Below are 13,400 nucleotides of genomic sequence, written 5' to 3'. Positions count from 1 at the left end.
GCGGATCATATTGCAACTTGCGAAAATGAAAGAGCCGCTGGCAGCCGAGCACCCAGCCGACAATGAGATACAGCAGGATGCGGTAGAGGGGAAACAACGAGTTGTTTGCCTTCGCAAACGATAGCCCCTGCAGCGCCTTGGCGAGCTTGATTTTCTCGAGGTATTCCAGAAAGATTTTGGCGCCTCCGAAACTGGTCGCATGTCGCAGGGAAAATTCTGTCTTGATTTTGCTGACGGGTGTGGTAGACTTCACCTTAAAGGTGCTCCTTTCTTTGGCTGGTTTTTTTTCGTCAAACACCATTCTACCAAAGAACAGGAGCCCTTTTTATGTTTTTAAAAGAGTTTTACTTTCGAAATTCAGGTTCAATATTTTTGATTTTATTGAAACGGTGGAAGGGATAGGGATTGGAACGCATGTTGCTGACAGCTTTATCAAAGCTCGTCAAGAACTGGCCAAACTGTTTCATATCCAGGAACTTCACGATGAATGGAGTCTGCAAGAGAATCAAAAGTATGAATATAATTTAGATTTGCTTCAGGATGGGATAGCTCGAATAAAACAGAGACAACCGATACTTTATGAGTATATAAAAAGCTTTGTTCCACTGTTGATTTTGCTAAACTCTTGGGGTAAGGATCATATTTACTCAAAGTTTCGTTGCAACGAGGAATCCGTTTTCTTTGTTTCTTCCACTGAGCTTAAAAATAGGTTGGGGGATCTTTATGAGAGGTCTACGATAACAAGGGCAATCAATATGTTTGCTTTAATCGGTTTCCTCACAAAAATCCCGCACACAGAACTTTCGGATGAACTTTGGGAGATTGCAAAAGGGATTCATGGAGGAAGAAAAGGGCATAAGTTAATCAATTTTTATCAAATTCCAAGGTATACAGATAACATTTTGACAGAAGCGGAACAGGTCGTCACAAACCTTCTTCAACATGGAATGAGCAACGTTGGCAAAATTACGAAAGAAAAAATTGAAACGTTTTTTGGCAAAGAATATGCCTTGAGAGTTTTCCCACCAACAAGAATCATTGAAGATCCGCCAACAACAGATCATTTCGAGGACATTCCTTTTTAAGCGGGACAAAAAAAGTTCCGCTTTTTAATTTTGCTATAGCAAAATCACTTTAGTGATTTACCGTGATAAAGTCGATTGTCAACAAGTTGTTATTCACTTTGGAAATTGAATAATTCCAAAAAGCAAGATCGTTTTGGTCTTATAGTTCATAGTCACCCTTTGGGTGACTACGGCGTTCGGTAGGAACGCCCAACTCATAGGTATTGTATTGCAATCAGGCTTCGAAGAAGCCGATCTTAGGAATAATGTTTTTTCAACAATAAATAAATGTTCTTGGGGATTTTGCAAACATATTAAGTCTATTATTTGTGTTCTGATTTGTGGATCTTTATGTAACCCTCAGACTGTTGCAGGAACCTCGAACGGGGTTCGACCGAAATAGCCTTTCTGGAATATTGCAATGGCAGTAAAGTTATGTTATCAAACAAAAACATTGGAATCTGGAGTGGTTTGGATGTTGTCAATGGGAACGGTAATTTTTGGGATTCATGATGCAAAAACTGCTATCACTCGGCAAGAAGTGAATCAAATTCTTTGCCGATGCGAGGTGAAAGATCTGTTTGAGCTTGCCTGGGAGGCATATTCGAAGGAATGGGATCATGGTTACGCTTGGTTAAATCTCCATACTGGCGAAATTGAAGGGGGGCATGAAAAAGAGATTGATCAGCGGTTTGCTTACATTATTTTGCTGACAATAAGCGAAGCCGACTTTGTATTCAATTGGGGGCACGAAGATGAACTGGCCGAGTATGAGAAGGAGGGAAATGGGTTATCGTTGCGTCAATGGTGTAAAATCAAGGGAATCGATTATCGGGAGCGTATCAAACAAGGGGTCTTGTTAGATTGGCATGGATGGAGCCAGGGCAGGGTGTATTCTAATTCTTCATTGCATGAAGCATTGAACACTTGGTATCAAAGTCGAGATTCGAGTATGGCAAGCTGATGTTTGAATTCCGAACCGATTAATAAAAGAGAGGAGGAAGGAAGCGTGGAACAAATGAAAGAATTCCAAGTTCGGGATTTTCGCAAACTTTTGGTGTACCAGAAGGCGATGGAATGGTATGGCGAGATATCGGATATCGTCAAAAAGTTGCCCTGGGAAGAGAAAGATGGAATTGGAAAACAAATTCGAAGATCCTCTAGTTCAGTTTCTGCAAATTTGGCCGAGGGGAATGGGCAGTATTATAAACAGAAGGATATCAGTTTCATTAACAATGCATTAGGGTCAGCCGCCGAAACGCAAATGTGGTTGGATGCCCTGTTGCAGGGAGGTTACATTGATCAAGCTACCCATGCCAATCTTGACGAGAAGGCAATCGAAATCAGAAAAATGCTGGTGGCGATGATGAAGAAAATCAAGAACGAAATCGAAGAGAAAAAGAATATTGCTTAATTTGTGAGTACGCTTGAATCAAATTTCAAAGACCAAAGTGGAAGCACTTTTTTCTTCAGGAAAAGACATTTTTCCTGAAAGTGAAAGTGCTTTTCTTTTTGACCAACGACACTATGGGGAGGGGGAAGTTGCTAAAATGAAGAGATGGCGAGAAGGAGAAACGATAGCAGAAGAGGTTATTTAAGTTATGTGGTCAGTTTTTTCATTCTTATTTGCCCAAAAAGGCTGGGGGAAGCAGAAAAATAGGTTTTCAACTCTCCGCATAATGTAGAGTTATGTTGCCAAGTTGTTTGTCGAGATCAACCACCTATTTTCGTTGGGTAAGTTTGTACATAGAGATTACCAGGTAGGCGAATATCGCAAATAATGCACTGAAGAAGAGTCCTATTAACAACCATTTGGTTTTTTCGTCATTATATGTACCTTCAGGATAAGGCAGAAGTAAACTGGGATAGGCTATTCCAACAATACAGGAATAGATGAGTACAAAAAGACCGCTCCAAAGCCCAGTAGGCTTGCCATATTCGTTAAGGATTTTTTCTTGCTCAATTTTTCTGGCTGTTAGAACTTGAACTTCATTTTTAAGACGGTCTCTTTCTCTTCTTTTGTCTCTGTACTCTATTACATCTGAAGTTGAATGAATAGGTGGCATTAATAGTGGATTCCACGAATCTTGGGAAGCAATCTTCAATAACGTATTGTATACAGCTTCATACCAAGTTTTGTTTGTATCAATTTTAATACCACTATTTTTAACAAAATCATCGAAATCATCAGGAAACTGACCAGATTTTTCTATTGAATCTAAAATTATTTCTTTAATGGATAAAAGCTTTTCGACATGAGGGGTTAAATCTTCTTCGGTAAGTTGAAAAGAATCATTTTCACACAGTAATTCCTGCGGGGTTTTGTTTTCGGTTATTAAATCCTCACAATTCTCAATAATAAAATCATTAATTTCTTCTTCGAGTATGATATTTTCGATATTCTCCAACATCTCTGTCTTAATTTTTAGGTCGTTATCAATTTCTTTTAATCTTCTTTCGATCGATTGCTTTTCACCAGCCAGAGTAATTACTCTGCTAACCAGAAATCCGCCAATGATAGCAACAAGTGCCGCGGTCGCAGTAATTATTGTTGAAATTAAAATGTTCAGATCCATAATAATATTTCCTTTCATACGGGGAAAATTCGGGAATTTCCTTTACCTTTATTATATCATGTCATAATCTGATCAATACTTGCTAAGCAAGGACTTGTTCACTATAATTAGGGTTACTTAACAAGTTTACACATAACCCAATTGAAAGTGCTTTTCATATGGATGAGGTTTCGGCTTATAAAAAAAGCGGACCCATTGCCCATATGAAAAAGCACTTTTTTTGTTGACTAGCTCAAGAATGAAGGAGTGATTGGGTTTGTACTTAACTCATTTCCAAGAGGAATTGTTGCGGGAAGGAAAGAGTTTGCTCACAGTGGAAGCCTATTTAAACGATATCAAACAATTTCAGACATGGCTTCAGGATACGCTGGGGTACGAGAGCGACTCGATCACGGAAACCGATGTGCGAGAGTACAGACAATATCTGAACCTGCACAAGAAACTCAAACCGACCAGCATCAATCGGAAACTTAAAAGCATCGTTTTGTTTCAGCGTTTCTTGGTGAAAGCAGGTGTTTGTAAAGAGGAAATTCAATTGAACAAAGTGTTGCTGAAACACACAACGGAGCTGGATCGGGAGATTAAAGTTGTAGAAAAAACGGATATGTACCGTTTAAAAAGAACGATTGAAGCGGAAAACAACAAACGAGATATCTGCATATACTACTTGCTTTTTGGAACGGGAATCAGATGTTCGGAACTTGTCAATATTGAATTGGATGACATTGTACTAACCGAACGAAACGGTAAGAACCATTACAGTTATATTCTTATACGCAACGGAAAAGGGAACAAGTCGCGAAAAGTGAACCTGAATGCCGCAACGGTGAATGCAGTTAAGGCATATCTTAATGTGCGTCCACACACGGATTCGAATAAATTGCTCATTGGACAGAGGGGACCTCTTACGCGATTGGCGATCAACAAAATCTTGGACAAATACAGCAAAAAGGCCCAATTGTCCGAGAAAGTGAATCCGCATGCGGCTCGCCACACCTTTTGTTCCCAACTGATCAAAAGCGGTGTTGATCCAAAAACGGTTTGCCTCTTGACAGGGCATAGTTCCGTCGATCTTGTATATCGATTCTACGTCAACTCCAGTGCGGAAGATAAGCAAAGAGCGGTTGACGGGTTGCAAATCTGATCACATGAAACCATACAATCTTACAAGTGCCATGAGTCGTTGCAGGCACAGTGCCGTTTCAAAAAAAACGGATGCTGTTGTCTATATGCGAACTCATGGCACTTTTTCTTTTCAGGCAATGGAGGCGGATGAATTGGCAAGAAGCTCAGATTGGACAGAAGCAAAGCTGAAACGATTTTTGGCGGAGGGTCGGGGGCAAGGTGATCGTGAAAGCTATCGTCCGTGGCTGACGGTAATGGACGTTCCCAGTCGCGGCAGGGCTAGCCGAGTGTTTTCAAGAAAGTGCAACCGTGTGGTGCATCTGCTCACCGACACGCAACTTCGATACTTTTACCTGCTGGAATGGGATGAATCGATTCTGGACATCAAGGAACAGTTTCCGCTCCTGGATGTGGAGACCATCGTGGATCAAATGGACGAGTCGCTCTTAAAGCGGCTGAAGGATCCCAAAACGGAAGTGCCCCATGTAATCACTACGACATTTGTCATCACAGCAAAGGATCATGAAGGAAGAGAAATCCAGTATGCCCGTGCCATTAAAGATGCCGCCGAATTGGAGAAAAAGGCTACGTTGGAGAGATTGGAGATTCAGCGGCGGTATTGGGAAGCCTGCCAGGTGGATTTTGCCGTTGTGACCCAGCACGAGATTCCCGTTCAACGAAGCCGCAATATTGAATGGGTGTTGTCTGCCTTGAATGTCGAGGATTACGGTTTTTCGTCAACGCAAATTCAAGAATACGCCTCGATCCTTCAGGAGCAACTGTTGTCCTCTGACCAAAGTATCCGTGCCATCCTGGCTTCCTTTGAAAGGGAGATGAAAGAAGAGGCGGGAACAGGTCTCTTGGTGTTTAGGTACTTGATCGCTTCCCGACTCATCCAGATCAACATGGACGCAGACATTCAGTTGTCTGCGACACCCAAGGACCTTGGGCTAAAGGTCAATATGCTTCAGGGAGGGGAGAAAAGATTTGGAGCTGTGCGTTAACACGGTCATCCGCTATGTCGGCGAACAGCGGCTTGAACGCATCCTTTGGATCGATGCGGAACAAAAAGCATGCTTTGTCATCGACATTCAGGGCAAGGAATTTCCAAAAAGCCGTTGGCTGGAGGAAATTCAGTACGGCATTGAACAAGGCTTGATCGTAATGGAAGAATCCGATCCTTGGGCTTGCTTTGTTGATCCGCAAATGATGTCTGCCAAGGAAAAAGAGAAGTGGGATAAGGATTGGCAAATTGTTCAGGCGATTGCTTCGAAAGATTTTGAACCGCAAATCTTTGTTTCAGCCGAACGGTCGAAGCTCATTCGCCAGGCGGCGGAGAGGTTTGGGTTGTCGGAAAAGCAGATCGGGAGAATCCTCAAAAGATATTGGAGTCGAGGCAAAACCAAGCTGGCGGTGTTGCCCGATTTCGCCAATCGTGGCGGGAGGGGAAAGGAGCGGAGGCAGGCGGAAAGGAAACGGGGCAGGCCCAAAAGGTTTGATTCCATTTATGCGGAAATGAACGTGAGCGAAGAGGTCAAAAAGATTTTTCGGATTGCCTTGGACAAGTATTACTTTAAAGCCAACCGCCCTTCCCTCCGCTGGGCGTATGAACAAATGTTGAAGGAATATTTCTCAGAGGTTCGCAAACTGGACAATGGAGTCGAGCTTCCCGTCATGGAAAGCGGCACGGCGATTCCTTCGTTTTCACAGTTCCGATACTGGTTTCGCAAATGGCGGGATTTGAAAAAAGAAATCTCCTTGCGGGAAAGTGCGAAAAAGTTCCATCAGCGGTATCGTCCTGTCTTGGGCTCCACTCAGCAAGACGTGTTTGGTCCTGGATCGGTTTATCAGATAGACGCTACAGTAGCAGACGTTTATCTCGTCAGTTCGTTTGACCGAAGGCTCATCATCGGGCGTCCTGTGCTTTACCTGGTGATGGACGGGTACAGCCGAATGATCGCGGGTCTATACGTTGGGCTGGAGGGTCCAAGCTGGCAGGGAGCGATGATGGCGTTGAAACATGCGTGCGAATCGAAGGTGGAATGGTGCCGTCAATTTGGGATTGAGATCCGTGAAGAAGATTGGCCATGCGTGTATCTGCCCGAATCGATTTTGGCGGACAGAGGAGAACTGCTTTCCGACAAGGCGTTGTCCATCATCGAGCATTTGCAAATTGCGGTGAAAAATACTTCCCCGTATCGCCCCGACTGGAAAGCAGTGGTGGAAAAACATTTTGACCTCATTCAAACGCATGTAAAACCGTTTTTGCCTGGGGCGATTCAAGAGGATTTTCAGGAACGGGGAGCCAAAGATTATCGGCTGAACGCCACTCTTACCATCCAAGAGTTCACGCAAATCCTCATTAAATGTGTGTTGTACTACAATAATCGACATTATTTGACAGGATACCAGCGGGATGCTGAACAAATTGCACAAGATGTCCAGCCAATTCCTATTCATCTTTGGAATTTTGGCATCGGGCACCGTTCGGGAAGGCTCCGCAGGGTGTCGGAAGATGTTTTGCGTTTCAATCTGTTGCCGACTGATGAAGCGACAGTGACGCCAGGCGGGATCCGTTTCCAAGGCATGTATTACAGTTGCCCTACAGCGTTGAAGGAGAAATGGTTTGTTCACGCCCGTACGCATGGTACATGGAAAGTGGTGGTGGCGTATGACCCAAGGAATGTCAGCCGAATTTATTTACGTTTGGGCAGAACCCAATATGATGTGTGTCATTTGCTGGAATCCCAGGCACGATATCGTGATCAAAACCTGGAAGATGTGAATTTTTTGCTCGCTTGGGAGAAACAAAATCAGGCGACATCGCAAGACCTGGAATTGCGGGAGCGAATAACGCTGTCGGCGGAAATTGAGGCGATTGTCGAAGAAGCCAGGAAGAAAACCCGTGCAGAATCCATTCCTATGTCCAAATCTCAAAAACTGAGGGACATCCGAGAGAACAGGCGGCAAGAGAAAGAACGAAATAGAAAACAGGAAAGTTTTTCGTTGGTGAGATCTTCGGCAAGTGAACGTTTGGAATGGCGGGATGAGGAAGAACAGGGCGAACGAAGCTATTTGGGGCTATTATTGAAGCAAAAGCAGGAGGATGCGTTTTGTGGAGATCGTTAGATTGCCAAGCGGAACAGAAGCGGCTGTTGCAACATACCGAAAGCAGGTCATTCCAGATTTTGCGGGCAATCCATGGATCGAGGCGTTGCCCGACATTTTATCGCCTGAACAGGTGATCGAAGCATTGTCCAGTTACCCGCCGATGGATCCGTTGGAAAGACAGTTGGAACCGCATCTTCGGATTCATCTGATCCCGCAACGACTTTCCCAATACTTTCAACCTCTGGAACAACATTTGGTGCTTTATGACGCGATTTCGTCGATGATTCGGGGCGGATATGCCGAACGCAATCCGTTTTCGCCGAGCGTCATCAGGCGATTATCCCAAATAGAGGACACGGGGCATAGGGGCAATGTTTATCAGCCGCATTCGACTGCCAAAAGCATGGCGTTGATTGGCGTTTCGGGTTCAGGGAAAACCAGCTCGCTGAACAGAATCCTTGCCCTCTTCCCGCAAGTGATCGTTCATTCCGAGTATCAGGGACAAGACTTTTCCAACTGCCAAGTCACGCACATTCGCCTGGAGGCTCCATATGACGGAAGCCTGAAGGCTTTGTGTTTGCAATTGTTTTCCGCCATCGATACGCTTCTGGGCACGCAATATTTGGACAGGTACGGGAACGGGCGTTGGTCAACGAACGTGATGATCCCGATTTTGTCCCGACTGTTGCAAAACATGGGGACGGGAATTTTGGTAGTGGACGAGATTCAACATTTAAGTCTCGCGAGAAGCGGTGGTTCCGCCCAAGTGCTCAATTTTTTCACGACCCTGATCAACTCAGCCCAAATCCCCGTTCTGTTGGTGGGTACACCGAAAAGTTTGAAGGTGCTCACCTCGGAATTTCGACAGGCAAGGCGGAGCTTAAGTGGGCATGGCGGTTTTCTGTGGGATCGTTTGAAAAAGGATGAAAACTGGGCATTGTTTCTGTCAGGATTGTGGCAATACCAGTGGACGAGACACGTGGAGGGGCTGACGCAGGAATTGTCTGATGTGATGTACGAGGAGACGCAAGGTATTCCAGACATTGCCGTGAAACTTTTCGCCATGACGCAAGTGCGGGCAATCGTCACTGGAAAAGAGAAGATCACCGCTGAGTTGATTCGCAAAGTGGCGAAGGAACAATTCAAAATCATCCGCCCCATGCTCGATGCCCTGCGGGATGGACGAAAAACGCAGTTGCTGGATTATGAGGACATTGTCGTTCCCGATGTGGAAGAATTTATTCAAAGGGAGCGAATTCAAATCGATGTGCAAACTTTTATCCAGGAAACCCGAAAACGAACCGAATCCAGGCAGGAACAAATTGTGCGGGTGAAAGACGAAGCCATCATTCGACTGCAGTTATTGGGGATTTCCGAACGACAAGCTTCGGAACTGGTGAGAGCCGTGTTAACCGAGCAACCGAGTGCTTCCGATGTCAATGAAGTCGTCAAGGCGGCTTTTCAATTATCCATGGGAAACACACGGGGCAGGAAGGGTCGAAGCGGGAAGGAAAACCGTTTGGAAGACGAACGTGACTTGCGGTTGATCGTGAAAAAGGGCAAGGAAGAGGGGATGACCGCTTATGATGCTCTGAAACAGGCAGGCGTGATTCGACTCGACAAGTGGTGTGCGGGGTGATGGCGAGTGCTCGTATTTTTTCCTACCCCCTATCCCGATGAGCTTCTATATTCCGTCTGTGCCCGTTACCGAAAGCGGACAGGAGATCCAAGTCCCAAGAACCTGCTTCAGGATTTGTTCGGCAAGAACAACGTCCTGGCTTCCGTGGATTTGCCGTCCCATATCGGGGCGTTGGTTGCTCGACTTCCTGTCGGTTCCAAAATAACGGCGGAACGATTGGTCATGAATCACACCATGTATCCCTTTTATGCTGCTTTTCTTCCTCCGAAGCAAGCAAAATCGGTTTTGGAAGCCATGGTAAGCGGAAATGGCAAAAGGATCTATGCACAGGCGGGGGTTATGGCGAGCTCAATTCGAAACTCGTCATCCTTTCGGTACTGCCCCCTTTGTTTTCGGGAAGATTTGGAGCGGTACGGTGAGCTGTATTGGCATCGTATGCATCAAATTCCTGGCTGGGATGTGTGTGTCCAACACGGAACATGGCTGAACAACAGCAAGGTTGCCCTGCGACAAACGAACAAACATGTGTTTATTGAACCATCTGAAGAAAACTGTCCATTGAATCAGGTTGCGTACATAACGGATTCGGAACTGCTTTCGCATTACCGTTCCATTGGCAACGGCATTAAAGCATTACTGACGCAACGTTTTCCTCATCGTCTGCTCGATTGGTTCCAGAGGCATTATGAAGCCAAGCTTCGGCAAAAACATTATGCTTCTTTTATCAGCGGGAAAGTGGATCAAACCAGGCTACGCCAGGATTTTGTACGTTATTATGGAGAGGAATTTTTGGAACGGTTGCAGTCCAGCCTGCATGGAGAAAACCACTGGCTGGCGATGATGACCAGAAAGCATCGGAAATCCTTTCATCCCTTGCGGCATTTGCTCTTGATGAATTTTTTGGGCATCTCGCTTGAGGAAATGTTTTATCAAGACAAGTGCTATAAACCATTTGGAGACGGACCGTGGGTTTGCTTGAATCCTGCGGCGGAGCACTATTTACAAGCGGTTGTTACGGAAGCAACTTTGAGCACCTGTGAAAACACCAAAGAGATACTTGGAACCTTTGCATGTTCTTGCGGATTTGTTTATACGAGGCGGGCTAGAGAAAGTGACCAAAACAAAATATCCAGGGTTAAGCAATACGGGAAGGTTTGGGAACAAACCTGCCTGCGGCTGGCTAACGAGGGCTTAAGTTTGCGAGAAATTGGGCGGCGGCTTCGGGCGGATCCCATGACCGTTAAGAAGCATATCAGGGGAAAGGATGTGAAGGAAGGACGGCGGAATCCACAACGGGAACGGGATCGAACCGAGTGGCTGTCCCTTCAACAACTATATCCGAATTTATCCAAAACTGAGCTTCGAAAGCTGAAGCCAGCACTGTACGCCCGTTTGTATCGAAATGATCGGATTTGGCTCGAAAAGTATTCTCCTAAGCCTAGCAAAAAGAAGACCAGGAACATTAGGGTCGATTGGAATCAACGAGATCTTGAAGTGTTGGCGAAAGTTCAGCATGCCGTAAGTCGAATTTTGGAATCCGACGGAAAACCCAAAAGACTGACGGTGGGCAGAATTGGGGCCATTGCTGGTGTTAGACCCTTACTGGAAAAACATTTGGATCGTCTGCCCGAAACCAAACAATATCTAGAGCAGGTGCTTGAAAGTGAAGAACAGTATTGGTTGCGAAAAATTCAGTGGGCCATGGAGGAGTTGAAACGGCAAGGTGAACCATTGCAGGAGTGGAAAGTGCTCAGGAAAGCGGGCATTCGCAAGGAACATGCTCCAATGGAGTTTCCCAGGGAACGCGATTCGATTTTCATTGAGAAAGCGGCAAGGATTTGTTATGATGATCTCATCTCGTTGGATGATTGGAAAAAGGAAAGAAGTTAAAATGAAATTGTTCGTTTTACACAAAAACCATAAAATACCAAACCAACGCTCAGTCGAAAGACTGGGCGTTTTTAATTGTGTTTTCTTTGAAACAGGATTAGGTCTGAAAGGAGTGATTGCAAATGAAAAAGATGATGGGGAATCTGCAGGATAAACATTGGCTTCAAGATGTCTGCATGGAAATGTTGGCATGTTTGCTCATGCTTTGTGCTGGCATCGTGATTGGATCTTTTTTCAAGTCGGTGCTGTTTTAAGGATTGAACATGGTGGATTGGGAGGAAAGGGAAATGATCGTTTTTAAGATTCAGGTATCTGAGGAGCTGAGAGAAAAGATTAAGCAAACGATCCAGGTTCAACTGCATGACCTGGAAGACGGTGAGCCATTTGCCATCCTCGATGGGGGGCGGGTTATTGTCGGTTACAGGCAAGGCGGCAAGGTAGTGATTGAGCAAATCGTGGATAAAGTGATCGGTCTCGAAGACATGGCGGGAGACTGACGAAGGGTCGGTATTTACAACCTCAGAATTCAGGAGGTTCAGGAAATGGATAAAGAAACAGCCACCCATCATTTCGAAACATCGAAGTTAAAAGAGATTGTGATGCAGTCAAGGGACATCGTTTACTACTGCCGCATCAAACCAAAGCCGCAAGTGTTGTTTGTCAATGGGGCCTTGGAGCAGTATTTCGGCAGAGGCTCGGTACAACTGTGTTATGAGCATCCCGAACACATATACCGTCATTTGCACCCTGATTTCCGTGACATCATCCAGAAAAAATGGAGCGGGGATTTCGACTATGACAAGCCCATCATTCAATGTTGGATGGATGAAAATGGACGGGAACGGTGGTTTGAAGAGCTGGTCACGCCTGTTTATGAAAACGGAGAGCTGATCGCGATGCATGGCATTCTCCGAAACATCGATGGGTGGATCCAGCTCAAGAAAGATCTGGAGTATCGGATCTCGCATGACGCTTTGACGGGGGCTTTTAGCAGGGATTGTTTTGAGAGGATGATGAAACGATACGACAAGGAAGTAGACGTTCCTATGGCGATCATCCTGTGCGACCTGGACGAACTGAAAACGGTGAACGATCGCTTCGGACACAGGGAAGGGGATCGGCTTATCAAGGAAGCCGCTGTAATTCTGATGAGTTTTCAATCGGAAAAAGTGTTTGTTTCAAGGATTGGCGGCGACGAGTTTGCCATCCTGGTCATCGAAATGGAATTATCGGAAGTGAAAAAGCTGGTTGAAAAAATGGATGAAGCCATCAATGGCTACAATAACAGGGATTGGCCGATGAAGATGTCCTATGGATACGCTTATTCTCATTCGTCCAAAGGGAACATGGAGCAATTATTTAAGGAGGCGGATCGGAACATGTATGACAACAAGTTTGGGAAAAAGGGATGAGTCAATTTCCAAAGATATGGAGGTATAAGGTATGAACCTGAATCCGTGAACTTCTATGAATCCTCCCGGAACCTTATTCCTGAAACCGGATCTTGACCGGACTATTTCCATGTTCATTACGAACCAACTGCTTCGCCCGCTGGCAGAAGGGCGCATCATGACTTGTACCACCGGTTTTGGCCATGTCGAACAGACCTGACGAACAAAGGTCTTTCGCCAGGCCATCCCATAACGGTTTCGTCTTCTTTCTCGCATCAGGCAAACGTCCGGTAGATTCGCTCCAGCACCGGTGACCAGGGACTGTGTTTTCCGAAGCTGAAGATCAGACTCCGCGCATGTCGAACCAGTCGCACCGCCATGTAGATGATGTTTTGAATAACGGTTCGGATTCGGCGGCGCTGCACGTTGCTGCGAATCGGTGCGTCGTCTTTGCGCAGGCTTTCCTGACCGATGATGCGCAGCAGATTGTAGGCAAACACGCCTGCATGCAGTACGAGATTATTCGTTGCAAATTTTCCGGCCGGCAACCGCTCCAGATCGAGATCCGTCTTGATTTCGCTGTGAAACTGTTCGCTGGTGGCGT

The 13,400-nt window shown here is 45.5% G+C and carries 10 protein-coding genes and 3 pseudogenes; 10 read left to right on the top strand and 3 right to left on the bottom strand.

The genetic code is table 11. The annotated features are described in order from the left end of the window. Positions 1 to 253, bottom strand: a pseudogene (locus BAA01_00800) (transposase). Positions 254 to 272: 19 nt separating this feature from the next. Here BAA01_00800 and BAA01_00795 point away from each other — a divergent pair. The 3 genes from BAA01_00795 (at position 273) to BAA01_00785 (ending at position 2,478) form a co-directional block, all read left to right on the top strand. Continuing rightward, positions 273 to 1,085: a hypothetical protein gene (locus tag BAA01_00795; protein OUM86929.1), complete on the top strand. Its 813-nt coding sequence runs from the start codon at positions 273 to 275 to the stop codon at positions 1,083 to 1,085. 454 nt (positions 1,086 to 1,539) lie between these two features. Continuing rightward, positions 1,540 to 2,028: a hypothetical protein gene (locus tag BAA01_00790; protein OUM86928.1), complete on the top strand. Its 489-nt coding sequence runs from the start codon at positions 1,540 to 1,542 to the stop codon at positions 2,026 to 2,028. 54 nt (positions 2,029 to 2,082) lie between these two features. Beyond that, complete coding sequence (locus BAA01_00785; GenBank protein ID OUM86931.1) at positions 2,083 to 2,478, top strand: hypothetical protein; 396 nt, start codon at positions 2,083 to 2,085, stop codon at positions 2,476 to 2,478. A 307-nt stretch (positions 2,479 to 2,785) separates the two neighbouring features. Here BAA01_00785 and BAA01_00780 read toward each other — a convergent pair whose 3' ends face one another. Further along, positions 2,786 to 3,640 carry a hypothetical protein gene (locus BAA01_00780; GenBank protein ID OUM86927.1) on the bottom strand — a complete coding sequence of 285 codons (855 nt, stop codon included), beginning with the start codon at positions 3,638 to 3,640 and terminating at the stop codon, positions 2,786 to 2,788. Between the two features lie 256 nt (positions 3,641 to 3,896). On the opposite strand from BAA01_00780, the gene BAA01_00775 reads away from it, so the two are divergent. From BAA01_00775 to BAA01_00745, 7 genes and pseudogenes are all read left to right on the top strand, one after another. Then, positions 3,897 to 4,784: a hypothetical protein gene (locus tag BAA01_00775; GenBank protein OUM86926.1), complete on the top strand. Its 888-nt coding sequence runs from the start codon at positions 3,897 to 3,899 to the stop codon at positions 4,782 to 4,784. 118 nt (positions 4,785 to 4,902) lie between these two features. Beyond that, positions 4,903 to 5,769, top strand: coding sequence for a hypothetical protein (locus tag BAA01_00770; GenBank protein OUM86930.1), 867 nt, complete (start codon positions 4,903 to 4,905; stop codon positions 5,767 to 5,769). Next, entirely contained in the window at positions 5,753 to 7,894 is a 2,142-nt protein-coding gene (locus tag BAA01_00765) for a hypothetical protein (protein OUM86925.1), read from the top strand. Before BAA01_00770 ends, BAA01_00765 begins: the two co-directional genes overlap by 17 nt. Further along, entirely contained in the window at positions 7,872 to 9,515 is a 1,644-nt protein-coding gene (locus BAA01_00760; protein ID OUM86924.1) for a hypothetical protein, read from the top strand. Before BAA01_00765 ends, BAA01_00760 begins: the two co-directional genes overlap by 23 nt. Positions 9,516 to 9,629: 114 nt before the next feature. Further along, positions 9,630 to 11,339 (top strand): annotated as a pseudogene (locus BAA01_00755) (transposase). A 329-nt stretch (positions 11,340 to 11,668) separates the two neighbouring features. Then, on the top strand, positions 11,669 to 11,902 hold the full coding sequence (locus tag BAA01_00750) for a hypothetical protein (GenBank protein ID OUM86923.1): 234 nt from the start codon (positions 11,669 to 11,671) through the stop codon (positions 11,900 to 11,902). Positions 11,903 to 11,947: 45 nt separating this feature from the next. Next, on the top strand, positions 11,948 to 12,817 hold the full coding sequence (locus BAA01_00745; protein ID OUM86922.1) for a histidine kinase: 870 nt from the start codon (positions 11,948 to 11,950) through the stop codon (positions 12,815 to 12,817). Positions 12,818 to 13,071: 254 nt separating this feature from the next. On the opposite strand, the pseudogene BAA01_00740 reads toward BAA01_00745, so the two are convergent. Then, positions 13,072 to 13,400: pseudogene (locus tag BAA01_00740) on the bottom strand (transposase).

This window comes from Bacillus thermozeamaize (assembly GCA_002159075.1).
Lineage (GTDB): Bacteria > Bacillota > Bacilli > ZCTH02-B2 > ZCTH02-B2 > Bacillus_BB > Bacillus_BB thermozeamaize.
The sequence above is the reverse complement of the archived record's forward strand: the minus strand, read 5'-3'. Positions and strand labels throughout refer to the sequence as shown.

Coding starts and splice junctions, on each gene's coding strand:
- BAA01_00745 (OUM86922.1), top strand. CDS start 11,948: ATGGATAAAGAAACAGCCACCCATCATTTCGAAACATCGAAGTTAAAA.
- BAA01_00790 (OUM86928.1), top strand. CDS start 1,540: ATGTTGTCAATGGGAACGGTAATTTTTGGGATTCATGATGCAAAAACT.
- BAA01_00785 (OUM86931.1), top strand. CDS start 2,083: ATGAAAGAATTCCAAGTTCGGGATTTTCGCAAACTTTTGGTGTACCAG.
- BAA01_00780 (OUM86927.1), bottom strand. CDS start 3,640: ATGGATCTGAACATTTTAATTTCAACAATAATTACTGCGACCGCGGCA.
- BAA01_00760 (OUM86924.1), top strand. CDS start 7,872: ATGCGTTTTGTGGAGATCGTTAGATTGCCAAGCGGAACAGAAGCGGCT.
- BAA01_00750 (OUM86923.1), top strand. CDS start 11,669: ATGGTGGATTGGGAGGAAAGGGAAATGATCGTTTTTAAGATTCAGGTA.
- BAA01_00770 (OUM86930.1), top strand. CDS start 4,903: ATGGAGGCGGATGAATTGGCAAGAAGCTCAGATTGGACAGAAGCAAAG.